This window comes from Trabulsiella guamensis ATCC 49490, from assembly GCF_000734965.1.
Taxonomy (GTDB): domain Bacteria; phylum Pseudomonadota; class Gammaproteobacteria; order Enterobacterales; family Enterobacteriaceae; genus Trabulsiella; species Trabulsiella guamensis.
The window spans coordinates 103,977-130,405 of sequence record NZ_JMTB01000059.1 but is presented as its reverse complement, the minus strand read 5'-3'; the positions used below and the strand labels follow the sequence as shown (position 1 = coordinate 130,405).

The window sequence follows — 26,429 nt, the reverse complement described above, 5'->3', positions numbered from 1 at the left end:
CCATGCCAAAACGTACAGATATTAAAAGCATCCTGATCCTTGGCGCTGGCCCGATTGTCATCGGCCAGGCCTGCGAATTTGACTATTCTGGTGCCCAGGCGTGTAAAGCGCTGCGCGAAGAGGGTTATCGCGTCATTCTGGTGAATTCCAACCCGGCGACCATCATGACCGACCCGGAAATGGCCGATGCCACTTACATCGAGCCGATTCACTGGGAAGTGGTGCGCAAAATCATCGAAAAAGAGCGCCCGGATGCGGTGCTGCCGACCATGGGCGGTCAGACGGCGCTGAACTGTGCGCTGGAGCTTGAGCGTCAGGGCGTGCTGGCCGAGTTTGGCGTCACTATGATCGGTGCCACTGCTGACGCCATCGATAAAGCTGAAGACCGTCGCCGTTTCGACGTTGCGATGAAGAAAATCGGCCTCGACACCGCGCGCTCCGGCATCGCGCATACGATGGAAGAAGCGCTGGCAGTAGCGGCTGACGTCGGTTATCCGTGCATCATTCGCCCGTCCTTCACCATGGGCGGTACTGGCGGTGGCATTGCTTACAACCGTGAAGAGTTTGAAGAGATTTGCGAACGCGGTCTCGACCTTTCCCCGACCAGCGAACTGCTGATTGATGAGTCGCTGATTGGCTGGAAAGAGTATGAAATGGAAGTGGTGCGCGATAAGAACGACAACTGCATCATCGTCTGTTCCATCGAAAACTTCGATGCCATGGGCATTCACACCGGTGACTCCATCACCGTCGCTCCGGCGCAAACGTTGACCGACAAAGAATACCAAATCATGCGTAATGCCTCGATGGCGGTACTGCGTGAAATCGGCGTCGAAACCGGCGGTTCAAACGTACAGTTCGCAGTGAACCCGAAAAACGGTCGCCTGATTGTGATCGAAATGAACCCGCGCGTTTCCCGCTCTTCGGCGCTGGCCTCTAAAGCGACTGGCTTCCCGATTGCCAAAGTGGCAGCGAAACTGGCCGTGGGCTACACCCTCGACGAACTGATGAACGACATCACCGGTGGTCGCACTCCGGCCTCGTTCGAGCCGTCCATCGACTACGTTGTCACCAAAATTCCGCGCTTCAACTTTGAAAAATTCGCGGGTGCCAATGACCGTCTGACCACCCAGATGAAATCGGTCGGCGAAGTGATGGCGATTGGCCGCACGCAGCAGGAGTCGATGCAGAAAGCGCTGCGTGGTCTGGAAGTGGGGGCGACCGGTTTCGACCCGAAAGTGAGCCTTGATGACCCGGAAGCGCTGACCAAAATCCGCCGCGAGCTGAAAGACGCGGGCGCTGAGCGTATCTGGTACATCGCTGACGCGTTCCGCGCGGGGTTGTCTGTCGACGGTGTATTCAACCTGACCAACATTGACCGCTGGTTCCTGGTGCAGATTGAAGAGCTGGTGCGTCTGGAAGAGAAAGTGGCGGATGTCGGTATTAACGGCCTCGATGCTGACTTCCTGCGCGTGCTCAAACGCAAAGGCTTTGCTGACGCGCGTCTGGCAAAACTGGCAGGTGTACGCGAAGCGGAAATCCGCAAGCTGCGTGACCAGTACGATCTCCACCCGGTCTACAAGCGTGTTGACACCTGTGCGGCGGAATTCGCCACCGACACCGCGTACATGTACTCAACCTATGAAGACGAATGCGAAGCAAATCCGTCTGTCGACCGCGAAAAAATCATGGTCCTCGGCGGTGGTCCAAACCGTATCGGCCAGGGCATTGAGTTCGACTACTGCTGTGTACACGCCTCGCTGGCGCTACGTGAAGACGGTTATGAGACCATCATGGTCAACTGTAACCCGGAAACCGTCTCTACGGATTACGACACTTCCGATCGTCTGTACTTTGAGCCAGTAACACTGGAAGACGTGCTGGAAATCGTCCGCATCGAGAAGCCGAAAGGCGTCATCGTGCAGTATGGCGGTCAGACGCCACTGAAACTGGCGCGTGCGCTTGAAGCCGCAGGTGTTCCGGTGATCGGCACCAGCCCGGATGCCATCGACCGCGCCGAAGACCGTGAACGCTTTCAGCATGCGGTTGAGCGTCTGAAACTGAAACAGCCTGCGAACGCCACCGTGACGGCCATTGAACAAGCTGTTGAACGAGCGAAAGAGATTGGCTACCCGCTGGTGGTGCGCCCGTCTTACGTGCTGGGCGGCCGTGCGATGGAAATCGTCTACGACGAAGCGGATCTGCGTCGTTACTTCCTGACGGCAGTCAGTGTCTCCAACGACGCGCCGGTGCTGCTGGATCACTTCCTCGACGACGCGGTAGAAGTGGATGTTGACGCCATCTGCGACGGCGAAACAGTGCTGATTGGCGGCATTATGGAGCACATCGAGCAGGCGGGTGTTCACTCCGGCGACTCCGCCTGTTCGCTGCCGGCGTACACCCTGAGTCAGGAAATTCAGAATGTGATGCGCCAGCAGGTACAGAAGCTGGCCTTTGAGTTGCAGGTGCGCGGTCTGATGAACGTGCAGTTTGCGGTGAAAGACAACGAAGTGTATCTGATTGAAGTTAACCCACGTGCAGCACGTACCGTGCCGTTTGTTTCCAAAGCCACCGGTGTTCAACTGGCGAAAGTGGCGGCGCGCGTGATGGCCGGCAAAACGCTGGCACAGCAGGGTGTGACGAAAGAGGTTATCCCGCCGTACTACTCCGTGAAAGAAGTGGTCTTGCCGTTCAATAAATTCCCGGGCGTTGACCCGCTGTTAGGGCCGGAAATGCGCTCTACCGGGGAAGTCATGGGCGTTGGTCGTACCTTCGCCGAAGCGTTTGCTAAAGCACAACTCGGCAGCAACTCGACGATGAAGAAAAATGGCCGCGCGCTGCTCTCGGTTCGCGAAGGCGATAAAGAGCGCGTGGTGGATCTGGCGGCCAAGCTGCTGAAACAGGGCTTTGAGCTGGATGCGACCCACGGCACTGCGATTGTCCTTGGCGAAGCTGGCATTAACCCGCGTCTGGTGAACAAGGTGCATGAAGGGCGTCCGCACATTCAGGATCGTATCAAGAATGGCGAATACACCTACATCATCAACACCACTGCAGGGCGTCAGGCGATTGAAGACTCCAAGCTGATTCGCCGCAGCGCGCTGCAGTACAAAGTGCATTACGACACCACGCTGAACGGCGGTTTCGCCACCGCCATGGCGCTGAACTCGGATGCCACAGAGAAGGTGATTTCCGTTCAGGAAATGCACGCGCAAATTAACAAGTAAGTGATACCCCCGGCGGGCATGTGTTCGCCGGGGTTTCAATGACTGCCCCTCTTCAGAGTGTTCTGGTTTTCCCGTTTAACCCCGTCAGTTAGCCTAAAATGGTTAGACAGATCATTATTCTTAACGGAAAAGCAGGGGGAAACACCATGCGTAATACACTTTTGATCAGTTCGGTTCTGGCGGCTGCAGCGCTGTTTACGGTAGCGGGCTGTTCGTCAAACCAGGCAATGAAAACCACTGATGGCCGTACGATCGTGACCGACGGTAAACCGCAGGTGGATGATGATACCGGTCTGGTATCATACAAAAATGCAGAAACCGGCCAAACCGAACAAATTAACCGCGATCAGGTTAAAACAATGGGTGAACTGGATAATTAACCCTGTGCAGTGGCGTTTGCCACTGCATTCTGTCGTTTGACGACACTAATCACTTTGTGGCTTCTTTATTATCTTTCCAATAACCTTGCCGGTCGCGGCTGCCAGGGCCAGCGTCTGGTCAAAGTGAAGAAAATCTGCTCCGCACTCTATTCCCGCCTGAGACCTCTCATCTGACAAAAGAGGTGGTCTGTAACAACGCGACGCGCTTTCATGTCGTTTTCAGCGGCAATCGCTTATGATTAACATCACGCGTTAATGCCAGCTGGGAAAGTCATGATTTTAATTATTTATGCCCATCCTTATCCGCATCATTCGCATGCGAACAAACGGATGATTGAGCAGGTCAGGGAGCTCGACGACGTCGAAATCCGTTCGCTTTATCATCTTTATCCTGATTTTAATATCGATGTTGCCGCCGAGCAGGACGCGCTTTCTCGCGCTGACCTGATCGTCTGGCAACATCCGATGCAATGGTACAGCATCCCGCCGCTTCTCAAATTGTGGATCGACAAAGTGCTTTCTCACGGCTGGGCCTACGGTCACGGCGGCAAGGCGTTGCACGGTAAAAGCCTGATGTGGGCAGTCACTACCGGTGGCGGTGAAAGCCATTTTGATATCGGTTCCCATCCAGGATTTGACGTGCTGGCGCAACCGCTACAGGCAACGGCCCTTTATTGCGGCCTGAAATGGCTGCCGCCGTTTGCTATGCACTGCACCTTTGTTTGTGACGACGAAACGCTGCAGGCACAGGCGCGACACTTCAGACAGCGACTCATCGACTGGCAGGAGGCGAACCATGGATAGCCATACGCTGATACAGGCGCTGATTTATCTCGGCTCGGCGGCGCTGATCGTGCCGATTGCCGTCCGGCTGGGGCTGGGATCGGTGCTCGGGTATCTGATCGCCGGTTGTATTATCGGGCCGTGGGGGTTGCGTCTGGTGACCGACGCAGAGTCGATTCTCCACTTCGCGGAAATTGGCGTGGTACTGATGTTGTTCGTTATCGGCCTTGAGCTTGATCCGCAGCGGTTGTGGAAGCTACGCGCTTCGGTATTTGGCGGCGGCGCATTGCAGATGGTTGCCTGTGGCGTGTTGCTCGGCGGTTTCTGTATGCTGCTGGGTCTCGACTGGAAAGTGGCGGAACTGATCGGTATGACGCTGGCGCTCTCCTCCACGGCTATCGCTATGCAGGCAATGAACGAACGTAACCTGACCCTGACGCCTATGGGGCGTGGTGCTTTTGCGGTTCTGCTGTTCCAGGATATCGCCGCCATTCCGCTGGTGGCAATGATCCCGCTACTGGCCGCCAGTGGCGCATCAACGACCCTTGGCGCTTTCGCGCTGTCGGCGCTGAAAGTGGCGGCGGCGCTGGTGCTGGTGGTTCTGTTGGGCCGCTATGTGACCCGCCCGGTATTGCGCTTTGTCGCCCGCTCCGGGTTGCGGGAAGTGTTCAGCGCCGTGGCGCTGTTTCTGGTGTTTGGTTTCGGGCTGTTGCTGGAAGAGGTCGGACTGTCGATGGCGATGGGGGCGTTTCTCGCCGGTGTGCTGTTAGCCAGTTCGGAATATCGTCATGCGCTGGAAAGCGATATCGAACCGTTTAAAGGGCTGCTGCTGGGGTTGTTCTTCATTGGCGTCGGCATGTCTGTTGATTTCGGTACGCTGGTGACGCATCCGCTGCGGATCCTCATTTTGCTCGCCGGATTCCTGCTGATTAAGCTGCTGATGCTGTGGCTGGTGGCGCGTCCGCTGGGCGTACCGAAGGCGCAGCGCCGCTGGTTTGCCGTGCTGTTAGGGCAGGGTAGTGAGTTCGCCTTTGTGGTTTTTGGCGCGGCGCAAATGGCGAACGTGCTGGATCCTGAGTGGGCGAAAGCGCTGACGCTGGCGGTGGCGCTGTCGATGGCGGCAACGCCGATTCTGCTGGTGCTGCTGACCCGTCTGGAGAAATCCGGCGGCGGCGAAGAGCGCGAGGCTGACGAGATAGACGAAGAGCAGCCGCGCGTGATCATCGCCGGGTTCGGCCGTTACGGCCAGATCGCCGGTCGTTTGCTGCTCTCCAGCGGCGTGAAAATGGTGATTCTCGATCACGATCCCGACCATGTGGATACCCTGCGTAAATTCGATATGAAAGTTTTCTATGGCGATGCGACACGGGTCGATCTACTCGAGTCTGCCGGTGCGGCAAAAGCCGAAGTACTCATCAATGCCATTGATGATCCACAGGCGAGTCTGCAACTAACGGCCCTGGTGAAGGAACACTTCCCGACGCTGAAAATCATCTCCCGCGCCCGCGATGTGGATCATTACATTCAGCTGCGCCAGGCAGGCGTTGAAGCGCCAGAGCGTGAAACCTTCGAAGGGGCGCTGAAATCCGGACGCATGACGCTGGAAGCGCTGGGGCTAGGCGCGTACGAGGCGCGCGAGCGTGCTGACCTGTTCCGCCGCTTTAACGAACGGATGGTGGAAGAGATGGTGGATATGGCGGAAGAGGATGATGCCTCCTTTGCCGCGGTGTATAAGCGCACCAGCGCGATGCTGACCGACATCATCAATGAAGATCGCAATCATCTGTCGATTATTCAGCGTCATGGCTGGCAGGGAACGGAAGAGGGGAAGCACACCGGTAAGGCAGAGGATGAACCGGAAAGTCGACCAACCATGTAACGTAAAGTGTGATGTTACGCACACTTTACGGCTAACGTTTTGTTTCTTAAACACTGTAATGCTGGCGGTCCATTTCCGGGACGTGGACTCGCCAGCAAATTGAGAATTTTTCGCTTTCTTTACTCTGACGCCAGTCGACGAAAGATTTGGCTTTCCGTATAGTGGCGGCAATTTTTTGCATCCGGGAAACTTTCAATGATCAGTCTGATTGCGGCGTTAGCGGTAGATCGCGTGATTGGCATGGAAAACGCCATGCCGTGGAATTTGCCAGCCGATCTCGCCTGGTTCAAACGCAATACTTTAAACAAACCGGTAGTGATGGGACGCCTGACGTGGGAATCCATTGGTCGCCCACTGCCAGGCCGGAAGAACATTGTCATCAGCAGCCAGTCTGGCACTGACGATCGTGTGCAGTGGGTAAAATCGGTGGATGAAGCCATTGCCGCCTGTGGCGACGTTGAGGAGATCATGGTGATTGGTGGCGGGCGTATCTATACGCAGTTCCTGCCGAAAGCCCAGCGGCTTTATCTGACGCATATTGATGCTGAAGTGGAAGGCGATACCCATTTCCCGGATTATGATCCAGATGAGTGGGAATCGGTGTTCAGTGAATTCCATGACGCCGATAGTCAGAACTCGCACAGCTACTGTTTTGAGATCCTCGAACGCCGTTGATGAAACATCCTCTCCCGGCAGGGAGAGGGACACTTACGAGGCGACGGCCTCGTCATCTTCACCCAGATCCATCTGACGATTCGACGGTTGGATAAAGTACGCTTTGTCTTCCCAGCGCAGGCAGGTCAGCACGCCACCCCAGCAGCAACCGGTATCCAGACCATAGATGCCTTCCGGCGTCCCCTGGCCCTCCAGCGACGCCCAGTGACCAAATACCACACTGTATTCGTCCGTCACCGGCCCTTTCAGGGCAAACCACGGTTTCAGCGGTGCCGGGACATTTTCCGGTGATTCTTTGCTGTACATGTCTAACTGCCCGTTAGGGAAGCAGTAGCGCATGCGGGTCAGGGCATTGGTGATGAAACGCAGTCGCGCGAGACCACTCAGCTCTGGCGACCAGTGGTTAGGCAGGTCGCCATACATCGCGTCCAGGAAGAAGGGATAGGAGTCGCTACGCAGCACCGATTCTACATCGCGCGCGCATTGCTTCATCGTTTCGATGTCCCACTGCGGCGTTACCCCCGCATGGACCATCAGCAGTTTCTTCTCTTCATCAATTTGCAGCAATGGCTGACGGCGCAGCCAGTTGATAAGCTCATCGGCGTCCGGCGCTTCGAGCAATGGCGTCAGGCGGTCTTTCGGCTTATTACGGCTGACCCCGGCGAAAATAGCCAGCAGGTGCAGATCGTGGTTGCCGAGCACTATACGTACGCTATCGCCAAGCGATTTAACAAAACGCAGAACTTCTAACGAACCAGGGCCACGAGCAACAAGGTCGCCAGTCAGCCAAAGGGTGTCACGTTCAGGTGAGAAGTCTACCTGTTTCAACAATGAAATCAGTTCATCGTAGCAACCATGAACGTCACCGATTAAGTATGTCGACATTGTATTAGTGAATTTGAGTTGGTACAGCCAGACGGAATACAGGAATGTCTATCTGGAAAGCATTCCCGTGTAAATCGACCATCTCGTAATGGCCTTGCATGGTGCCCAGCGGCGTCTCAATAACGGCTCCGCTGGTGTACTGAAATTCTTCGCCAGGGGCGATGTGCGGCTGCTCGCCAACAACGCCTTCACCCTGAACTTCAGTTTCTCGACCATGGCCGTTGGTGATTAACCAATAACGGCCCTGAAGCTGGACGGGCGTTCGCCCCAGATTGCGGATGGTGACGGTATAAGCGAAAACGTAACGTTCTTCGTCCGGCGAGGACTGGGATTCGATGTAAACGCTTTGCACCTGCACACAAACAAGGGGCTTATCGTTCATACTCTAGCTCTCTTTCGTGGGGGCATTGTCGGTCAGCCAGTTCGCCAGCAGGCAGTACTGCGCAACGGAAATGTTCTCGGCGCGCATGGTCGGATCGATTCCCAGCTCAGTCAGAACCTCAACGCTGAAGACATTCCCCAGACTATTGCGGATCGTTTTACGACGCTGGTTAAACGCTTCGGTGGTAATGCGGCTCAGGGCACGCACTTCTTTCACCGGATGCGGCATCACCGCATGAGGAACCAGACGTACCACGGCGGAATCCACCTTCGGTGGCGGCGTAAACGCGCCAGGCGGCACTTCCAGCACCGGGATAACCTGACAGTAGTACTGCGCCATGACGCTTAATCGACCATACGCCTTACTGTTTGGTCCTGCAACCAGACGATTAACCACTTCTTTTTGCAACATGAAATGCATGTCGGCAATCGCATCAGTATAGCTAAACAGGTGGAACATCAGCGGCGTTGAGATGTTATAGGGCAGGTTGCCAAAGACACGCAGCGGCTGACCCATCTCCTGCGACAGTTTGCCGAAGTCCATGGTCATGGCGTCCTGCTGGTAAATCGTCAGTTTCGGCCCGAGGAACGGATGCGTTTTCAGGCGCGCCGCGAGGTCGCGGTCAAGCTCGATAACAGTGAGTTGATCCAGCCGTTCGCCAACAGGTTCCGTCAGCGCCGCAAGACCAGGGCCGATTTCGACCATCGCCTGGCCTTTCTGTGGATTGATAGCCGAGACGATACTTTCGATCACAAACTGATCGTTGAGGAAGTTTTGCCCGAAACGTTTACGGGCTAAGTGGCCCTGATGGACTCGATTATTCATTGAGAGTTAACAATCATTTTGATGGCGAGATTAAGCGCCGTAATAAAACTGCCGACTTCCGCTTCGCCTTTGCCTGCCAAATCAAGGGCAGTGCCGTGGTCAACGGAAGTTCGAATAAAAGGCAGACCCAGCGTAATGTTTACGCCACGGCCAAAGCCCTGGTATTTTAGCACGGGCAGGCCCTGATCGTGGTACATTGCGAGCACGGCATCGGCATGGTCGAGATACTTTGGCTGAAAGAGCGTATCGGCAGGCAGCGGACCACTCAGGTGCATCCCCTTCGCGCGCATTTCTTCCAGTACCGGAATGATGGTATCTATCTCTTCCGTTCCCATGTGACCACCTTCACCGGCGTGCGGATTCAGACCGCACACCAGCACATGCGGCTGTGCAATACCAAACTTGTTCTGTAGATCATCGTGCAGGATGGTGATCACTTCCCGCAGCAGATCCGGGGTAATGGCGTCGCTGATGGCTTTCAGCGGCAAATGCGTGGTTGCCAGCGCCACGCGTAGTTCTTCGGTCGCCAGCATCATGACCACTTTGCTGGCCTGCGAACGTTCCTCAAAGAACTCAGTGTGGCCGGTAAAGGCGATTCCCGCATCGTTGATAATGCCCTTATGCACCGGGCCGGTGATCAACGCGGCAAACTCGCCGCTCACAGCGCCGTCACAGGCGCGTGCCAGCGTTTCGACCACATAGGAGCCGTTAAGCACGTTGAGCACGCCTGGCTCTGCGGGAGCATGCAGGGCGACAGGCAGCAGGGTTAGTGTGCCCGCGCGTTGCGGGTGGGCGGGTTGCCCGGGGTGATATGGCAGGAGTGTCAACGGCAAACCGAGCGTCGCCGCCCGGTTTATCAGTAAATCGCCATCTGCGCAAACGACCAGCTCGACCGGCCAGTCGCGCTGCGCGAGCTGGGCCACGAGATCCGGGCCAATCCCGGCAGGTTCGCCGGGAGTGATTACGACACGATACGTCATTAGTTGCTCAGAATTTTCACATACGCGCTGGCGCGTTGTTCCTGCATCCATGTGGCGGCTTCTTCCGCAAACTTACGGTTCATCAGCATGCGGTAAGCACGGTCTTTCTGCGCCGCGTCGGTTTTATCAACGTTGCGGGTATCCAGCAGTTCGATCAGATGCCAGCCGAAGGAGGAGTGAACCGGGCCGCTCATCTGGCCTTTGTTCAGTCTGGTCAGCGCATCACGGAATGCCGGGTCGTACATATCCGGCGTGCCCCAGCCTAAATCACCGCCCTGGTTAGCCGAACCGGGATCCTGGGAGAACTCTTTTGCCGCGTCAGCAAAACTGGTTTTGCCGCTCTTGATATCCGCCGCGATTTGCTCAAGCTTCGCGCGTGCCTGATCGTCAGTCATGATTGGCGACGGTTTCAGCAGGATATGACGGGCATGGACTTCGGTAACCGAAATGCTCTGCGACTGACCGCGCAGGTCATTCACTTTCAGCACGTGGAAACCGACGCCGGAACGAATAGGACCGACCACATCACCTTTCTTCGCGGTGCTCAGCGCCTGAGCGAAAATAGACGGCAGTTCCTGAATACGACCCCAGCCCATCTGTCCGCCTTTCAGCGCCTGCTGGTCGGCAGAGTAGGTGATCGCCAGTTTGCCGAAATCCGCCCCGTTACGCGCCTGATCGACGATAGAACGCGCCTGAGTTTCAGCCTCGTTGACCTGATCGGAGGTCGGGTTTTCCGGCAGCGCGATCAGGATATGGCTCAGATTCAACTCTGTGCTGGCGTCGTTCTGGTTACCCACCTGCTTCGCCAGCGACTCCACTTCCTGCGGCAGCACGGTAATGCGGCGACGCACTTCGTTGTTACGCACTTCTGAGATGATCATCTCTTTGCGGATCTGGTTGCGGTAGGTGTTGTAGTTGATCCCGTCGTAGGCCAGACGGCTGCGCATCTGATCCATCGACATGTTGTTCTGTTTGGCAATGTTGGCGATCGCCTGATCGAGCTGTTCGTCAGTGACCTTGACGCCCATTTTCTGGCCCATCTGCAACACAATCTGGTCCATGATCAGACGCTCAAGGATCTGATGGCGTAAGGTGGCGTCATCCGGCAGTTGCTGCCCGGCCTGACCAGCGTTAAGTTTCACCGATTGCATCAAACCATCAACGTCGCTTTCCAGTACGACGCCGTTATTGACGACGGCAGCTACTTTATCGACAACCTGCGGGGCCGCGAAGCTGGTATTCGCTATCATAGCGAGACCGAGAAGCAGCGTTTTCCAGTTCTTCATACTTTTTCCATTTTTACCCGCCGCAATGGCGGTTTTCGTTGCAAATTAATGTCATTACAAGGAACTACGGTACGGCAGAATATTCGAGCGCAGCATCTGCTGTGTGCCGAGGCCGTAGTTGGAGCTGAGGCCACGGAGCTCGATGTTGAAGCCAATAACGTTGTCGTATTTGCTCTGGTTGTTTTGCGTATCCCAGCCGTTAAGTTTGCGCTCGTAACCGACGCGGATCGCGTAACAGCAGGAGTTGTACTGCACGCCCAGCATCTGGTCGGCAGGTTTGTTCGCGTTGGTGTCGAAGTAGTAAGCTCCGACGATTGACCAGCGGTCAACCAACGGCCAGCTTGCCACCGCGCCCACCTGAGAAATCCCGTCTTTGGTCTGCTCCTGCGTGGAGTAGTTTTTCGGCAGTGTCGCCTGGATATATTCCGGGCTGGCATAGCGATAGTTAAACTGAATCAGACGGTCTTCATCACGACGATATTCAATGGTTGCAGTGCTGTTAGCGATATTGTCCAGACGGGTATCGTACTGAACACCACCACGCAGACCCCAGCGATCAGAGATGCGCCAGTAAGTATCGCCAGCCCACACCAGCGAGCCGGTTTTATTGTCTTTTTCCCAGTTGATATTGTCATCACCGGTACGAGACTCGGTGAAATAGTAGATTTGACCTACTGAAACGTTAAATTGTTCAACGGCGGCAGCATCATATACGCGAGTTGTGACGCCGGTCGTGACCTGGTTGGCTGACGCGATGCGGTCGAGACCGCCGTAGGTGCGGTCGCGGAACAGGCCGCTGTAGTCAGACTGCAATAGCGAGGAGTCGTAGTTATTGATATTGCTCTGGTCTTTATACGGTACGTACAGGTACTGCATGCGCGGCTCCAGCGTCTGGGAATAACCCTCCTGCCAGTTCATATCACGCTCAAAGACCATTTTGCCATCAACTTTAAACTGAGGCAGTACGCGGCTGACTGACTCGTCAAGCTGGTTGTTGCTGCTGTTTCCGTTCCACGTTTCGAGATTGGTTTGCTGATAGTGCGTCGCCATCAGCTTGGCCTCGGTGTTGAGGCTGGCCCACTCGTTCGACAACGGCAGATTAATGACCGGCTCGAGGTGAACTCGGGTCGCTTCCGGCATGTTCGATTGGGTGTTCACAAAATGAACCGCCTGGCCGTAAATGCGTGTATCGAACGGCCCGACATCGTTCTGGTACCAGTTGACGTCCAGTTGCGGTTCCGCAGAGTAGCTGCTGCGGGACTGGTTGCTGAACACCTGGAACTGCTTGGTCGACACTGTGGCGTTGAAATTCTGCAATGCATAGCCGACGCTGAATTTTTGCGTCGCGTAGCCATCGGTACTGGAACCGTATTTTGAGTCGAAATCGTTAAAGTAGGTGGAGTCGCTGACTTTGGTGTAGTCGACGTTGAAGCGCCATACCTGATCCATAACTCCGGAATGGTTCCAGTAGAACAACCAGCGGTGGTTGCTGTTTTCGCCCTGATGCTGACCAGCGTTGTATTCGTCCTGATACACGCTGTCCGATGGCAGATAGTCAAATTCTACCAAACCTCTTCCGGCTTGCGTCAGGTAGCGGAACTCATTTTGCCACTGGATATTGCTACGTTTATGGATATAGTGCGGCGTAATGGTGGCATCGAAGTTCGGCGCGATGTTCCAGTAATACGGAAGATAAAACTCGAAATAGTTGGTGGTGCTGTATTTCGCGTTGGGGATCAGGAAACCTGAACGACGCTTATCACCCACCGGCAACTGCAGATAAGGGCTGTAAAAGACCGGAACCGGACCGAGTTTAAAACGGGCGTTCCAGATTTCCGCGACCTGCTCTTCGCGGTCATGAATTACTTCGCTACCCACCACGCTCCAGGTATTTGACCCCGGCAGACAGGAGGTGAACGTGCCGTTATCCAGAATGGTATAGCGGTTTTCGCCGCGCTGTTTCATGACGTCAGCGGTACCACGACCCTGACGCCCCACCATCTGGTAATCGCCTTCCCAGACGTTGGTGTCTTTGGTGTTCAGATTCGACCAGGCTTTCGGACCTTTCAGGATTACCTGATTGTCGTCGTAGTGTACATTGCCCAGAGCATCGACCGTGCGCACGGGATCCGCCTGGCCTTCCGCCTGTTTCTGATGAAGCTGGACCTCATCCGCCTGCAGGCGACTGTTCCCCTGATTCACATCGACATTGCCGGTAAACACTGCGTTATCGGGGTAATCCCCCTTGGCATGATCGGCATTAATAGTGACCGGCAGATTGTTGGTATCGCCTTGCACCAGAGGACGGTTATAACTTGGTACGCCCAGCATACATTGTGATGCGAGATCGGCAGCCAGACTCTGCTGACTGTATAAAGCGCTGGCAATCATGGTCGCCAGGAGGGTGGGAATACGTTTTTTCATACGTTGTATTTGTTGTTCCGTCATCTGTGGCATTGCTGGCAAACGGTCAGAGACTAACGTACTCATCATCATGACGCTAGTCTTTATACTCGCCATCGGCTTCCAAATGATGCTGTATATATGTCCGTTTCACGCCGGAGGTGTTAGGCACCGTGTCGAATGACGAGTATGATAATGCAAATTTTAGCCGCTGGCATGACGAATTGGACGATTTGGGGAGTATATGCAGTATTGGGGAAAAGTGATTGGTGTTGCTATCGCCTTAATGATGGGCGGCGGCTTCTGGGGTGTCGTACTCGGTTTTCTTGTCGGACATATGTTCGATCAGGCTCGCGCTCGTAGATTACACGGTTTTGCTAATCAGCAGGCGCGCCAGTCCTTATTCTTTGCGACGACCTTCGAAGTCATGGGGCACCTGACCAAATCGAAAGGTCGCGTCACCGAAGCGGATATCCATATCGCCACGCAGTTAATGGATCGCATGAACCTTCATGGTGAATCCCGCGAGGCGGCACAACAGGCGTTTCGCGTCGGTAAAGCAGATAACTACCCGCTGCGGGAAAAGATGCGCCAGCTTCGCAGCGTCTGTTTTGGACGCTTTGATCTGATTAGGATGTTTCTGGAAATTCAGATCCAGGCCGCTTTCGCGGACGGTAATTTGCATCCGAACGAGCGCGAGGTGTTGTATGTCATCGCCGACGAGCTCGGAATCTCCCGCCAGCAGTTTGACATGTTCCTGCGCATGATGCAGGGCGGCGCCCAGTTTGGCGGCGGCTATCAGCAGCAGTCGCAGGGCGGCGGCTGGCAACAGGCTCAGCGCGGACCGACGCTGGAAGATGCCTGCAACGTCTTAGGCGTGAAATCAACGGATGATAACGCCACGATCAAACGCGCTTACCGTAAGCTGATGGCGGAGCATCACCCTGATAAGCTGGTGGCGAAAGGTTTACCGCCGGAGATGATGGAAATGGCGAAGCAAAAAGCGCAGGAAATTCAGAAAGCGTACGAGCTTATCAAAGAGCAAAAAGGGATTAAATAATCTTCACGCCCCTGCAGGGGCGTGATTTCAGAAATCGACCGGCGCTTTAAACGTCATGCTGTTGCCGTAGGTCGGATGGGTGATCGTCAATGTTTCCGCATGCAGCAGCAGGCGCGGCGCCATGGCCAGCGCTTGCGGAGACGCGTAAAAGCGATCGCCAAGAATAGGATGACCCAGCGCCAGCATATGCACGCGCAGCTGATGGGAACGTCCGGTGATCGGTTTTAACACCACCCGCGCGGTGTTATCGCTCGCATACTCCACCACCTCATACCCCGTTTGCGCCGCTTTCCCCGTTTCATAACACACCTTCTGCTTTGGCCGGTTCGGCCAGTCGCATATCAGCGGTAAATCCACGATCCCTTCGGCGTTTTCAGGATGTCCCCACACGCGTGCCACATACTGTTTTTTCGGCTCGCGTTCGCGGAACTGGCGTTTCAGCTCGCGTTCCGCATGTTTGGTCAGGGCGACGACAATCACGCCGCTGGTCGCCATATCCAGACGATGCACCGACTCCGCCTGCGGATAATCACGCTGAATGCGGGTCATGATGCTGTCTTTATGTTCGTCCAGACGGCCGGGCACGGACAGCAAGCCGCTGGGCTTGTTGACTACCATGATATGGTCATCCTGATAAAGAATGACCAGCCAGGGCTCGGTTGGCGGATTGTAGTTTTCCATTCCCATACGGGCTCCTGTTACTGGTGTGTCACCACAACCAGACGCAGCGCATCCAGACGCCAGCCAGCCTGTGACAGGCTTTCCAGCACCTGCTGACGGTTACTTTCGATAGCCGTCAGTTCGTCGTCACGGATGTTCGGGTTGACGGCCTTCAGCGCTTCCAGCCGCGACAGTTCCGCGCTCAGCTTATCATCTGCTTCGCGACGAGCTGTCTCAATCAGCGCGCGGGCCGCTTTTTCCACCTGCGCCTCTCCCTGTTGCAGGATCGCATGCACTTCCTGCTGCACGGCATTCACCAGTTTGCTGCCGGTATGGCGGTTCACCGCGCTCAACTGGCGGTTGAAGCTTTCAAATTCCACCTGCCCGGCCAGATTATTGCCGTTTTTATCCAGCAGCATACGCACCGGTGTCGGCGGCAGGAAGCGATGAAGCTGTAACTGTTTCGGCGCCTGGGCTTCGACAACGTAAATCAGCTCCAGCAACAATGTACCCACCGGCAGGGCTTTGTTTTTCAACAATGAAATAGTGCTGCTGCCGGTATCACCGGAGAGGATCAGGTCAAGACCGTTGCGGATAAGCGGGTGCTCCCAGGTGATGAACTGCGCATCTTCGCGGGACAACGCAACGTCACGCTCAAACGTAATGGTGCAGCCATCTTCCGGCAAGCCCGGAAAATCCGGAACCAGCATATGATCGGACGGCGTCAGGACAATCATATTCTCGCCGCGATCGTCCTGGTTGATACCAATGATGTCGAACAGGTTCATGGCGAAGTTAATCAGTCCGGTATCGTCATCCTGCTCTTCAATGCTTTCCGCTAACTGTTGCGCTTTTTCGCCGCCGTTGGAGTGTATTTCCAGCAGGCGGTCGCGACCCTGTTCCAGTTGCGCTTTCAGTGCGTCATGCTGTTCGCGGCAGGCTTTGATCAGATCGTCAAAGCCGTCACTCTCTTCTGGCGCCGCCAGATAGCTAATCAGCTGGCTGTAAACGCTGTCGTAAATTGCGCGACCGGTCGGGCAGGTGTGTTCGAACGCATCCAGACCTTCGTGATACCAGCGTACCAGTACCGACTGAGCGGTTTTTTCTAAATACGGGACGTGGATCTGAATGTCGTGCGCCTGACCGATACGGTCAAGACGTCCGATGCGCTGCTCCAACAGGTCCGGGTTAAACGGTAGATCAAACATCACCAGGTGGCTGGCGAACTGGAAGTTGCGGCCTTCAGAGCCGATTTCGGAGCACAACAACACCTGCGCGCCAGTATCTTCTTCGGCAAACCAGGCGGCAGCGCGATCGCGCTCAATAATCGACATGCCTTCATGAAAGACTGCGGCGCGAATGCCTTCACGTTCGCGTAGCACCTGTTCCAGCTGGAGCGCTGTGGTGGCTTTGGCGCAAATCACCAGCACTTTCTGAGAACGATGGCTAGTCAGATAGCCCATCAGCCATTCGACGCGCGGGTCGAAGTTCCACCAGGTGCCGCTGTCGCCCTCAAATTCCTGATAGATCTGCTCCGGGTAGAGCATGTCGCGGGCGCGCTCTTCAGCACTTTTGCGCGAGCCCATAATGCCGGAGACTTTAATTGCCGTCTGATACTGCGTCGGCAGCGGCAGTTTAATGGTATGCAGTTCGCGTTTTGGGAAGCCTTTTACACCGTTGCGGGTGTTACGGAACAACACGCGGCTGGTGCCATGACGATCCATCAGCATAGTGATCAGCTCCTGACGTGCGTCTTCGGCGCCGTCTCGATCACTGTTCGCCATCTGCAGCAACGGTTCAATATCCTGCTCGCCAATCAGATCGCCAAAGGCATTCAACTGTTCGTCATTGAGACGCGTGCCTGCGAGCAGCAGCGCGACCGCATCAGCGACCGGGCGGTAATTTTTCTGTTCAGCTACAAACTGGGCGAAGTCGTGAAAACGGTTCGGATCCAGCAGACGCAGGCGTGCGAAGTGGCTTTCCATCCCGAGCTGTTCCGGGGTGGCCGTCAGCAGCAGTACGCCCGGCACACGAGCAGCCAGTTGCTCAATGGCCTGATATTCGCGACTCGGCGCCGCTTCGCCCCACACCAGATGGTGGGCTTCATCAACGACCATCAGATCCCATTCGGCATCGCACAGGTGTTCCAGACGCTCTTTATTGCGGCGTACAAAATCGAGGGAACAGATCACCAGTTGTTCGGTGTCAAACGGGTTGTAAGCGTCGTGTTGAGCTTCCGCGTAGCGTTCGTCGTCAAACAGCGCGAAACGCAGATTGAAACGACGCAGCATTTCGACAAGCCACTGATGCTGCAGGGTTTCTGGCACAATGATCAGCACGCGCTCGGCAGCACCTGACAACAGTTGCTGATGCAGCACCATCCCGGCTTCGATGGTCTTGCCCAGACCGACTTCATCCGCCAGCAACACGCGCGGGGCATGGCGACGGCCGACATCGTGGGCGATGTGCAACTGATGCGGAATCAACGATGTACGCTGACCACGCAGGCCGCTCCACGGCATACGGTACTGTTCACTCTGGTATTTACGGGCACGAAAGCGCAGGGCGAAGCGATCCATACGGTCAATCTGTCCGGCGAACAGACGATCCTGCGGTTTACTGAACACCAGTTTGCTGTCGAGCAGGACTTCACGCAGTGTCACGTTGGGTTCCTGGGTGTCCTGGCGGGTACCGATATAGGCCAGCAGGCCTTTTTCTTCAATCACTTCTTCAACGAGGAGTTGCCAGCCATCATGGCTGGTGACGGTGTCGCCCGGGTTAAACATGACGCGGGTGATAGGGGAGTCGTTGCGAGCGTACAGACGGTTTTCACCTGTCGCCGGGAAAAGAAGGGTAACCATGCGCGTATCCAGCGCTACTACGGTTCCTAATCCCAGTTCGCTCTCTGTATCGCTAATCCAGCGTTGACCAAGTGTAAAAGGCATATGTGTTCGGCTCTATCTTTAATTGCAGGCAATAGTTCATCACCGTCAGTACTGCGGACGGTAATCAAAATTGGGGCCAGGAATGGAAAGGGCGCTATGGTACTGGAAGCCGATGACTTAGTCACCTGTCAAAACAGCCCCATTTGCCCTGTCAGTATTGTAGCAAAGTCATCGTCGACGAAAGGGAGTATTCCATCCGCAACGGGTTGTAATTGTTTTGACAAATAGTGCTCATAATCGAGAGGCGACTGTTGATAGGCCACCGGTTCAGGGCCGCTGGTGGTCCAGACGTATTTGATGGAACCGCGACGCTGATACTGCAACGGCCGCCCCAACCGGGCATTGTGTTCATCCGCCTGTCGCGCTGCGCGTACGTGCGGCGGTACGTTGCGCTGATACTCTGCCAGCGGACGCCGGAGCTGCTTACGGTAGATCAGTTGTTCGTCCAGCTCGCCAGCCATCAGTTTATCGATCGTCTCACGAATATAGTCGCGATAAGGCTCATTGCGGAAAATACGTAAATAGAGCGTTTGCTGGAACTGCTGCGCCAACGGCGTCCAGTCGGTGCGCACCGTTTCCAGCCCTTTAAATAACATGCGCTGGCTGTCGCCTTCCTGAATCATGCCCGCGTAGCGCTTTTTACTGCCGGTTTCGGTACCGCGAATGGTCGGCATCAAAAAGCGACAAAAATGGGTTTCGAATTCGAGCTCCAGCGCGCTGGTCAGCCCCTCTTTCTGCAGTTCCTTTTCCCACCACGCATTGACGTGTTTCACCAGCCGCTGACCGATTTGCGCCGCGTCCTCTTCTGAATGCGCGCGCCGGAGCCAGACGAAGGTGGAATCGGTATCGCCGTAAATCACGTCATAGCCCTGTGATTCGATCAGGGCTTTTGTCTGACGCATGATCGCATGGCCGCGCATGGTGATCGACGATGCCAGCCGCGGATCGAAAAAACGGCATGCGCTGGTGCCCAGTACGCCGTAAAAGGCGTTCATGATGATTTTCAGCGCCTGCGACAGTGGCTTGTTTTTATGCTGTTTCGCCTCGTCCCGACCGTGCCAGATCTGGCTGACGATCCCCGGGAGGCAATGCTTTTCCCGCGAAAAGCGGGCACCGAGAAACCCTTCCGTACTGTGCTCAGGATCCGGCTGTGCCATCCCTTCGACTAACCCGACGGGATCGATGAGAAAGGTGCGAATAATGGACGGGTACAGGCTTTTGTAATCAAGTACCAGCACCGAATCATAAAGTCCGGGCCGCGAATCCATCACATACCCGCCGGGGCTGGCCTGTGGAGGAACTTCGCCCAGATTAGGAGCCACGTATCCCAGGCGGTGCATACGTGGGAAATAGAGATGGCTGAAGGCGGCGACAGAACCCCCGTGGCGATCGACCGGCAAACCATTGACGGTGGCGCGCTCCAGTAAAAACGGCATGATTTCCGTTTTATGGAAAATGCGCGTGACCAGTTCACAGTCTTTCAGGTTATAGGTGGCCAGTGCGGGTTTATCTTCGGCGAAACGGCGGTCAATTTCATCCATCCTGTCCCATGGGTTATCGATGGATTTTCCTTCACCGAGCAGTTCCTGAGAAACGGCTTCCAGCGAAAAGGAGGAAAAACTCCAGAATGCCGATTTCAGTGCTTCGATGCCGTCGATGATCAACCGTCCGTCGGCCTGAGCAAAGAAGATGCCGTTTTTAAAACCATGCTCCCGCCACTCGATCTCGCTGCCGTTACGGCCCAGCAACAGCGGTACGCGGTAACGTTCGGCATGCTTTTGCAGAACGCGTAAATCGAACTGCACCACGCTCCAGCCGATAAGAACGTCCGGGTCGTGTTCGGCAAACCAGGCATTGAGTTTTTCCAGCAGTTGCGGACGGCTGTTGACATATTCCAGCCGGAAATCCAGCCCGGAAGGATCGCCGTTTTGCGGGCCGAGCATATACACGGTGCGCTGGCCGCAGCCCTCAAGTCCGATGCAGTAAAGCTCGCCATGGCGGTTGGTTTCGATATCCAGCGAGACCCACTTCAACGGCGGGCGATAGTGCGGGTTGGGTTTCATCCGTACGTTGACCAGCGCATCACCGTGTGGTTCGCCCTCGACCCAGACCGGCGCGGTAATAAACCGCTCCATCAGGAAGCGCTCTGGCGGGCGAATGTCGGCTTCATAGACAGTGACGCCGTTTTCACGCAGCAGCTTGTCGAGGCGCATCAATTGACGGTGGGAGCGACAATAAAGCCCCATCACCGGTTGACGGTGGAAATCTCTGAGTTCCAGCGGCGCGAGACGCCAGCCGTTTTCACCGCGCAAGAGCTGGGTTACTTTGTCACCCAGCCGGGCAGGGATGAACGCCACTGATTCCTGCGGCGGTAGCGTCACTTTCAGCGGGCCGTGATCCGTCGCCAGCCAGAAATCAACTTCTGTGCCCTGTGGGGTATCCCGCCAGTGACGGGTGAGTAAAAAACCTTCTCGCGCCTGCGCCACGCTGCATTCTCACAAAACAAAACCAGGCGTTAGTATAACCTGGTTTTTGCTCATATACTGATTTTTTATACAGTGCAATGATCAGCGAGAGATTTCAAACAACTCCAGTTCAAGCGTGTCCGATTTCTGATAAACGCAATAGCGCTGATAGTTGTTCGCATAATTATTGGGATCATGGTATAGCCAGAGACAATCATTTTTAATAGGGCGATTCATCGCCTTAAGAAAACTGAGAAGTTTCGCTTTTTGTTCGGCGCGATTCGTAATGTCTTTCCACGTAATGATAAACCGGGTCTGCTGATTATCCGGATCACAGGAATAGCTATATTCAACATGGGTTGATACTGGCGGTACCTTTTTTAAGGAATCCGGCGTATACAGCCAATACGAAAACGTGTCGCTATGTCTGTAGTGGTGATCGCCGGATGTCAGGGCAAACCAACCGAAGAGCAGCGCAGGCGGCAATAAAAGGATAGCTGATAAGAATAAAATCCATTTTTTCATTTTACCATGTAACCTGTGGGGAGTGCGGATTCAGTAAAAAATAAAATGGACTGTCTAAAGGGGAATCGGCATAGTTTACTGTTTCGGATGTGGTGATGCTACCATATAATTCGTGATTTAAACGTATCGGGTTATTAAAAAAATTACTAACAGGGTTATTGTTGAAAGTATTATAAATGAGCCCAGAGAAGTGACCTTCGAGCGGTTTAATATAATTTAGCCAGGATGGCAATGTCTTTTTTATGGGCTCCCCATATTTGAAAGGAGGTTTCGCGGGAAACAGATACGGCGAAAACTTTTTATTCTTGTACTTCCCAATAGGATCATATGCATCCCATATCTGAACAGCGGTAGTGTATGATACAGGCTTAGCCAACCAGAGAGGATCAGGACCACTTCCGAAAACACGGTAAAAGCCGACCAAATCGGAAACTAAATCTTCAACGCTAAAGCCGCTATCAGTATACCAGTTGAAGAGAATAGAGTCCTGCCATGCTTCAAACCTTTTTGCCGTTCCGTACATGAGCGTTAATGCGACTCTGGCTTTCATTGAAGGAGAAAGACAAGAACGGACCATAATATTTGTCTGGACACCAGTATGAAATCTTAAATCCTTCCCAAGAATTATTGTTCGCTTAACCATTTCCTGATAATAATGAATCGGATAATACCAATCGTTATATTTCTGGTAATGTTTAGAGAAGGATTCTTGCTCGAGTTTCCTTTTTAGTATTCTGGCATCATTCCCCTGCGCATGACCTAAATCGATCCAACCGAGTTCTTCTGTGTAAACCAATCCATGAGTGTTGGTGGTGGCAAGCATCCCATCAACGATATCGGCGCGATTACTCATAATTAATCTCCTGTGTTATATAACGTTTATAACAAAGGAGATATGGCGAAACAAATGCCATATATTTATCCTTTAAAATAATAGATTGAGGATAAATATAATTAAGAAGGTGCCTGCAAAGCAGGCACGTTTTTGAAGATTACTGCCCGTAATACGCCTTCGCGCCATGCTTACGCAGATAATGTTTATCCAGCAGCGTTTGCTGCATATCTGGCAACTGTGGCGCCAGCTGGCGGCAGAAAATGCCCATGTAAGCGACCTCTTCCAGCACGATGGCGTTATGCACGGCATCTTCCGCGTTTTTTCCCCATGCGAACGGGCCGTGGGAGTGCACCAGTACGCCGGGCATCTGCGCGGCGTCGAAACCGTGTTGTTTAAAGGTTTCGACGATCACGTTTCCGGTTTCCCACTCGTACTCGCCGTTAATTTCCGCATCTGTCATTTTGCGGGTACAGGGGATAGCACCGTAAAAATAGTCGGCATGGGTGGTGCCAGTTGCCGGAATGGGCAGTCCGGCCTGCGCCCAGATAGTGGCGTGACGGGAGTGTGTATGCACGATACCGCCGATGTCCGGAAATGCGCGGTACAGCAAACGGTGGGTCGGGGTATCTGACGACGGTTTTTTTCGTCCTTCAACCACTTCACCGCTTTCCAGGCTGACGACGACCATATCCTCCGCGGTCATCGCGCTGTACTCGACGCCGGAAGGCTTAATAATAAACACGCCATGTTCGCGACTGACCGCGCTGACGTTACCCCAGGTCAGGGTCACCAGGTTGTGCTCCGGCAACGCCAGATTGGCTTCCAGCACCTGCTGTTTCAGTTCTTCAAGCATTGTGCGCTCCTTGAGCCGGTGGCGCAGCGCCACCGGCGAGGGGGGTTAGCGTTTGCTGCCGTAATACACTTCATTCCAGCGCAGCGCGTCCTTAAAGGCGGGCAGGCGAGTGTCGTTATCAATCACTGTCAGTTCGATGTCATGCAGTTCACTGAACTGACGCATGTCGTCCAGCGTTAAGGCGTGACTGAACACGGTGTGGTGGGCGCCGCCCGCGATGATCCAGGCTTCTGACGCAGTGTTGAGATCCGGATGAGCCTGCCACAGCGCGTTAGCGACCGGCAGTTTCGGCAGATCATGCGGTGTTTTGACGGTTTCGATGGTATTAACCAGCAGGCGGAAACGATCGCCCAGATCGATAAGGCTGGCGACGATGGCCGGGCCGGTTCTGGTGTTGAAGATCAGACGTGCCGGATCGGCTTTTCCGCCAATGCCAAGGTATTGCACGTCAAGGATCGGTTTTTCAGGCGTGGCGATGGTCGGGCACACTTCCAGCATATGCGAGCCGAGCACCAGATCGTTACCGTTGTCGAAGTGATAGGTGTAATCCTCCATAAAGGAAGTGCCGCCCTCAAGGCCAGTTGCCATCACTTTCATGATGCGCAGCAGCGCGGCGGTTTTCCAGTCGCCTTCACCGGCGAAGCCGTAGCCCTGTTGCATCAGGCGCTGCACCGCGAGACCCGGTAGTTGTTTCAGGCCGTGCAGGTCTTCAAAGGTGGTGGTGAAGGCGTGGAACCCGCCCTGTTCCAGGAAGCGTTTCATACCGAGTTCGATACGCGCGGCATCCAGCACGTTCTGACGCTTATCGCCATTAATCTGTGCCGCAGGTGTCAGGCGATAAAGGCTTTCGTATTCATCAACCAGCGCGTTGACATCGCCATCGCTGACGGCATTCACCACTTGTACCAGATCGCCCACCGCCCATGTATTCACCGAGAAACCGAACTTGATCTGCGCGGCGACTTTATCACCGTCCGTGACCGCCACTTCGCGCATGTTATCGCCGAAACGTACCACTTTCAGATGGCGGGTATCCTGTTTCGAGACCGCCTGGCGCATCCACGCGCCGATGCGCTGGTGCGCCTGTTTGTCCTGCCAGTGACCGGTGACTACGCTGTGCTGCTGGCGCATCCGCGCGCCGATGAAGCCGAATTCGCGACCGCCATGCGCTGTCTGGTTCAGGTTCATAAAGTCCATGTCGATGCTGTCCCACGGCAGCGCGGCATTGAACTGGGTATGGAACTGCAGCAGCGGCTTGTTGAGGATGGTCAGCCCGTTGATCCACATCTTGGCCGGCGAGAAGGTGTGCAGCCAGACCACCAGACCTGCGCATTTATTGTCGTAGTTGGCCTCGCGGCAGATTTGCGTGATTTCGTCCGGCGTGGTGCCGAGTGGTTTAAGCACTAATTTGCAGGGCAGTTTTGCTTCCGCATTAAGGGCGTTGACCACATGCTCAGCATGTTGCGTGACCTGGCGTAGCGTTTCGGCACCGTAAAGGTGCTGACTGCCAATCACAAACCACACTTCATAGTTATTAAAAATCGTCATGTTGAAATCCTTACTGGGTCAGGGCTGCCTGAGAAACGGGTTGAGTCGGAAGGTAATGCTGTTCTGCGCTGACCGCCCATTGCTGGTAGCGCTGGTAAAGCTGTTCGAAGCGTTGAGCCTGCTGCGGGCGCGGCTGAAGCGTACTTTCGACCTGGCTCGCCATTTTCTGTTGCGCCGCGGGGATATCCGCATGCATACCTGCCGCCACAGCGGCAAAGATGGCGGCACCCAGAGCGCAGCATTGATCGGACGCGACAATCTGCAGCGGTCGGTTCAGCACGTCGCAGCACACCTGCATGATGACCGGGTTTTTACGGGCGATACCGCCCAGCGCCATCACGTTGTTCACCGGGATCCCTTGTGACGTGAAGCACTCCATGATTGCTCTTGCGCCAAATGCGGTCGCCGCAATCAACCCGCCGAACAACGCAGGGGCGTCGGTCGCAAGATTCAGGTCGGTAATGACCCCTTTCAGACGCTGGTTAGCATTGGGGGTACGGCGACCGTTAAACCAGTCAAGCACGACCGGCAGATGTTCAAGAGAGGGGTTTTTCGCCCACGCGTTGGTCAGTGCAGGCAGCAGCTGTTTCTGACTGGCTTTGATCTCGTTTTTCAGTTCAGGATGCTGCGCCGCCAGTTGTTCCAGCGGCCAGCTGAGAATGCGGCCAAACCAGGCGTAGATGTCGCCGAACGCGGATTGCCCGGCCTCCATACCGATAAAATCAGGCACCACGCTGCCATCGACCTGACCGCAAATACCTTTCACGGTACGCTCACCGACGCTGTGTTTGTCGGCAATTAAAATGTCGCAGGTAGAGGTGCCAATCACTTTCACCAGCGCGTTAGGCTGCGCGCCCGCGCCAACCGCACCCATATGACAATCGAAAGCGCCGCCGGAAATCACCACGCTTTGCGCCAGACCAAGACGATCAGCCCACTCGGGGCTCAGCGTGCCGACCGGTACATCTGCGGTATACGTATCGGTAAACAGCGGCCAGGCAAGATGTTGATTGATACACGGGTCGAGTTCATCAAAGAAGCTCGCGGGCGGCAGTCCACCCCAGCTTTCATGCCATAACGATTTATGTCCGGCGCTGCAACGACCGCGACGAAGAGCTTGCGGCGCGGTGGTGCCGGAAAGCAGGGCGGGCACCCAGTCGCACAGTTCCACCCACGAGGCGGCTGCACGGGCGACGTCACGATCCTGCCGCGTGACATGAAGGATTTTGGCCCAGAACCATTCACTGGAATAAATGCCGCCAATATAGCGGGAGTAGTCGACTTTCCCTGGCGCATGGCACAGACGGGTGATTTCCTCGGCTTCTTCGACCGCTGTATGATCTTTCCATAACACAAACATCGCGTTTGGGTTGTCGGCGAACTCCGGCTGTAGCGCCAGTACGCGGCCTTCGGCATCCACCGGCGCAGGCGTGGAGCCGGTGGAGTCGACGCCAATGCCGACCACCTCCCGGCGTTGTGCTTCGCTCAGTTCGGCGAGCACATTTTTCAGTGCGCTTTCCATCGCCTCGATGTAATCGCGCGGATGATGGCGAAATTGGTTATTTGCCGCATCGCAATAGCGCCCCTCCTGCCAGCGCGGATACCACTCAACGCAGGTGGCGAGTTCTTTTCCTGTGGCGCATTCCACCGCCAGCGCACGCACTGAATCACTACCAAAATCGAGGCCGATTGCTATTGCCATCGTGTTACTCCATAGAGAAAAACGGGTATGGAGAAACAGTAGATAGCGTGACTGAAAAGAGTCAGGTTGGATTCGCTAATCTTATGGACTAAATCGCTATGGGGTTACAAAGTGTGATGTCGTGCAAATAT

Annotated in this window: 20 protein-coding genes; 6 read left to right on the top strand and 14 right to left on the bottom strand. The window is 55.0% G+C overall.

The features are described 5' to 3' along the window. Positions 1 to 2: 2 nt before the first annotated feature. From carB to folA, 5 genes are all read left to right on the top strand, one after another. Positions 3 to 3,227, top strand: a complete 3,225-nt coding sequence (gene carB, locus GTGU_RS08325) for a carbamoyl-phosphate synthase large subunit (protein ID WP_038155713.1) — start codon at positions 3 to 5, stop codon at positions 3,225 to 3,227. A gap of 146 nt (positions 3,228 to 3,373) precedes the next feature. Continuing rightward, positions 3,374 to 3,607, top strand: a complete 234-nt coding sequence (locus tag GTGU_RS08320; protein ID WP_038155712.1) for a YgdI/YgdR family lipoprotein — start codon at positions 3,374 to 3,376, stop codon at positions 3,605 to 3,607. A gap of 273 nt (positions 3,608 to 3,880) precedes the next feature. Further along, a complete protein-coding gene (gene kefF / locus GTGU_RS08315) occupies positions 3,881 to 4,411 on the top strand; it encodes a glutathione-regulated potassium-efflux system oxidoreductase KefF (RefSeq protein ID WP_038155711.1) in 531 nt (176 codons plus the stop codon). Then, on the top strand, positions 4,404 to 6,269 hold the full coding sequence (kefC, locus tag GTGU_RS08310; protein ID WP_038155710.1) for a glutathione-regulated potassium-efflux system protein KefC: 1,866 nt from the start codon (positions 4,404 to 4,406) through the stop codon (positions 6,267 to 6,269). Before kefF ends, kefC begins: the two co-directional genes overlap by 8 nt. 195 nt (positions 6,270 to 6,464) lie before the next feature. Then, positions 6,465 to 6,944, top strand: a complete 480-nt coding sequence (gene folA, locus GTGU_RS08305) for a type 3 dihydrofolate reductase (protein ID WP_038155709.1) — start codon at positions 6,465 to 6,467, stop codon at positions 6,942 to 6,944. 33 nt (positions 6,945 to 6,977) lie between these two features. On the opposite strand, the gene apaH is transcribed toward folA, so the two are convergent. The 6 genes from apaH to lptD are packed head-to-tail and all read right to left on the bottom strand — an operon-like array spanning position 6,978 to position 13,726. Next, positions 6,978 to 7,829, bottom strand: a complete 852-nt coding sequence (gene apaH / locus GTGU_RS08300; protein WP_038155707.1) for a bis(5'-nucleosyl)-tetraphosphatase (symmetrical) ApaH — start codon at positions 7,827 to 7,829, stop codon at positions 6,978 to 6,980. A 4-nt stretch (positions 7,830 to 7,833) separates the two neighbouring features. Further along, the gene (gene apaG, locus GTGU_RS08295; RefSeq protein ID WP_038155706.1) at positions 7,834 to 8,211 is read right to left on the bottom strand and encodes a Co2+/Mg2+ efflux protein ApaG; all 378 of its coding nucleotides are present in this window, start codon (positions 8,209 to 8,211) and stop codon (positions 7,834 to 7,836) included. A gap of 3 nt (positions 8,212 to 8,214) precedes the next feature. Then, positions 8,215 to 9,036 (bottom strand): 16S rRNA (adenine(1518)-N(6)/adenine(1519)-N(6))-dimethyltransferase RsmA, encoded by an 822-nt coding sequence (gene rsmA, locus GTGU_RS08290; protein WP_038155705.1) that lies wholly within the window; start codon positions 9,034 to 9,036, stop codon positions 8,215 to 8,217. Next, complete coding sequence (gene pdxA / locus GTGU_RS08285) at positions 9,033 to 10,016, bottom strand: 4-hydroxythreonine-4-phosphate dehydrogenase PdxA (RefSeq protein WP_038155703.1); 984 nt, start codon at positions 10,014 to 10,016, stop codon at positions 9,033 to 9,035. The genes rsmA and pdxA overlap by 4 nt, the downstream gene beginning before the upstream one ends. Next, the gene (gene surA / locus GTGU_RS08280) at positions 10,016 to 11,302 is read right to left on the bottom strand and encodes a peptidylprolyl isomerase SurA (RefSeq protein ID WP_038155701.1); all 1,287 of its coding nucleotides are present in this window, start codon (positions 11,300 to 11,302) and stop codon (positions 10,016 to 10,018) included. The genes pdxA and surA overlap by 1 nt, the downstream gene beginning before the upstream one ends. A 54-nt stretch (positions 11,303 to 11,356) precedes the next feature. Next, positions 11,357 to 13,726, bottom strand: a complete 2,370-nt coding sequence (gene lptD / locus GTGU_RS08275; RefSeq protein ID WP_038155700.1) for an LPS assembly protein LptD — start codon at positions 13,724 to 13,726, stop codon at positions 11,357 to 11,359. Positions 13,727 to 13,949: 223 nt separating this feature from the next. Between lptD and djlA the strand changes: the two genes are divergently transcribed. Continuing rightward, positions 13,950 to 14,765: a co-chaperone DjlA gene (gene djlA / locus GTGU_RS08270; RefSeq protein WP_038155696.1), complete on the top strand. Its 816-nt coding sequence runs from the start codon at positions 13,950 to 13,952 to the stop codon at positions 14,763 to 14,765. Positions 14,766 to 14,792: 27 nt separating this feature from the next. On the opposite strand, the gene rluA is transcribed toward djlA, so the two are convergent. The 8 genes from rluA to araB form a co-directional block, all read right to left on the bottom strand. Next, complete coding sequence (rluA, locus tag GTGU_RS08265) at positions 14,793 to 15,452, bottom strand: bifunctional tRNA pseudouridine(32) synthase/23S rRNA pseudouridine(746) synthase RluA (RefSeq protein ID WP_038155695.1); 660 nt, start codon at positions 15,450 to 15,452, stop codon at positions 14,793 to 14,795. A gap of 11 nt (positions 15,453 to 15,463) precedes the next feature. Then, positions 15,464 to 18,370 carry an RNA polymerase-associated protein RapA gene (gene rapA, locus GTGU_RS08260; RefSeq protein ID WP_038155694.1) on the bottom strand — a complete coding sequence of 969 codons (2,907 nt, stop codon included), beginning with the start codon at positions 18,368 to 18,370 and terminating at the stop codon, positions 15,464 to 15,466. A gap of 128 nt (positions 18,371 to 18,498) precedes the next feature. Further along, positions 18,499 to 20,856: a DNA polymerase II gene (gene polB, locus GTGU_RS08255; protein ID WP_038155693.1), complete on the bottom strand. Its 2,358-nt coding sequence runs from the start codon at positions 20,854 to 20,856 to the stop codon at positions 18,499 to 18,501. An 81-nt stretch (positions 20,857 to 20,937) separates the two neighbouring features. Beyond that, positions 20,938 to 21,360: a hypothetical protein gene (locus tag GTGU_RS08250; protein ID WP_038155692.1), complete on the bottom strand. Its 423-nt coding sequence runs from the start codon at positions 21,358 to 21,360 to the stop codon at positions 20,938 to 20,940. Position 21,361: 1 nt separating this feature from the next. After that, complete coding sequence (locus GTGU_RS08245) at positions 21,362 to 22,213, bottom strand: hypothetical protein (protein ID WP_038155688.1); 852 nt, start codon at positions 22,211 to 22,213, stop codon at positions 21,362 to 21,364. Between the two features lie 139 nt (positions 22,214 to 22,352). Beyond that, complete coding sequence (araD, locus tag GTGU_RS08240; RefSeq protein WP_038155686.1) at positions 22,353 to 23,048, bottom strand: L-ribulose-5-phosphate 4-epimerase; 696 nt, start codon at positions 23,046 to 23,048, stop codon at positions 22,353 to 22,355. Between the two features lie 45 nt (positions 23,049 to 23,093). After that, entirely contained in the window at positions 23,094 to 24,596 is a 1,503-nt protein-coding gene (araA, locus tag GTGU_RS08235) for an L-arabinose isomerase (protein ID WP_038155685.1), read from the bottom strand. A 10-nt stretch (positions 24,597 to 24,606) separates the two neighbouring features. After that, on the bottom strand, positions 24,607 to 26,298 hold the full coding sequence (araB, locus tag GTGU_RS08230) for a ribulokinase (RefSeq protein WP_038155684.1): 1,692 nt from the start codon (positions 26,296 to 26,298) through the stop codon (positions 24,607 to 24,609). Between the last annotated feature and the right edge of the window lie 131 nt (positions 26,299 to 26,429).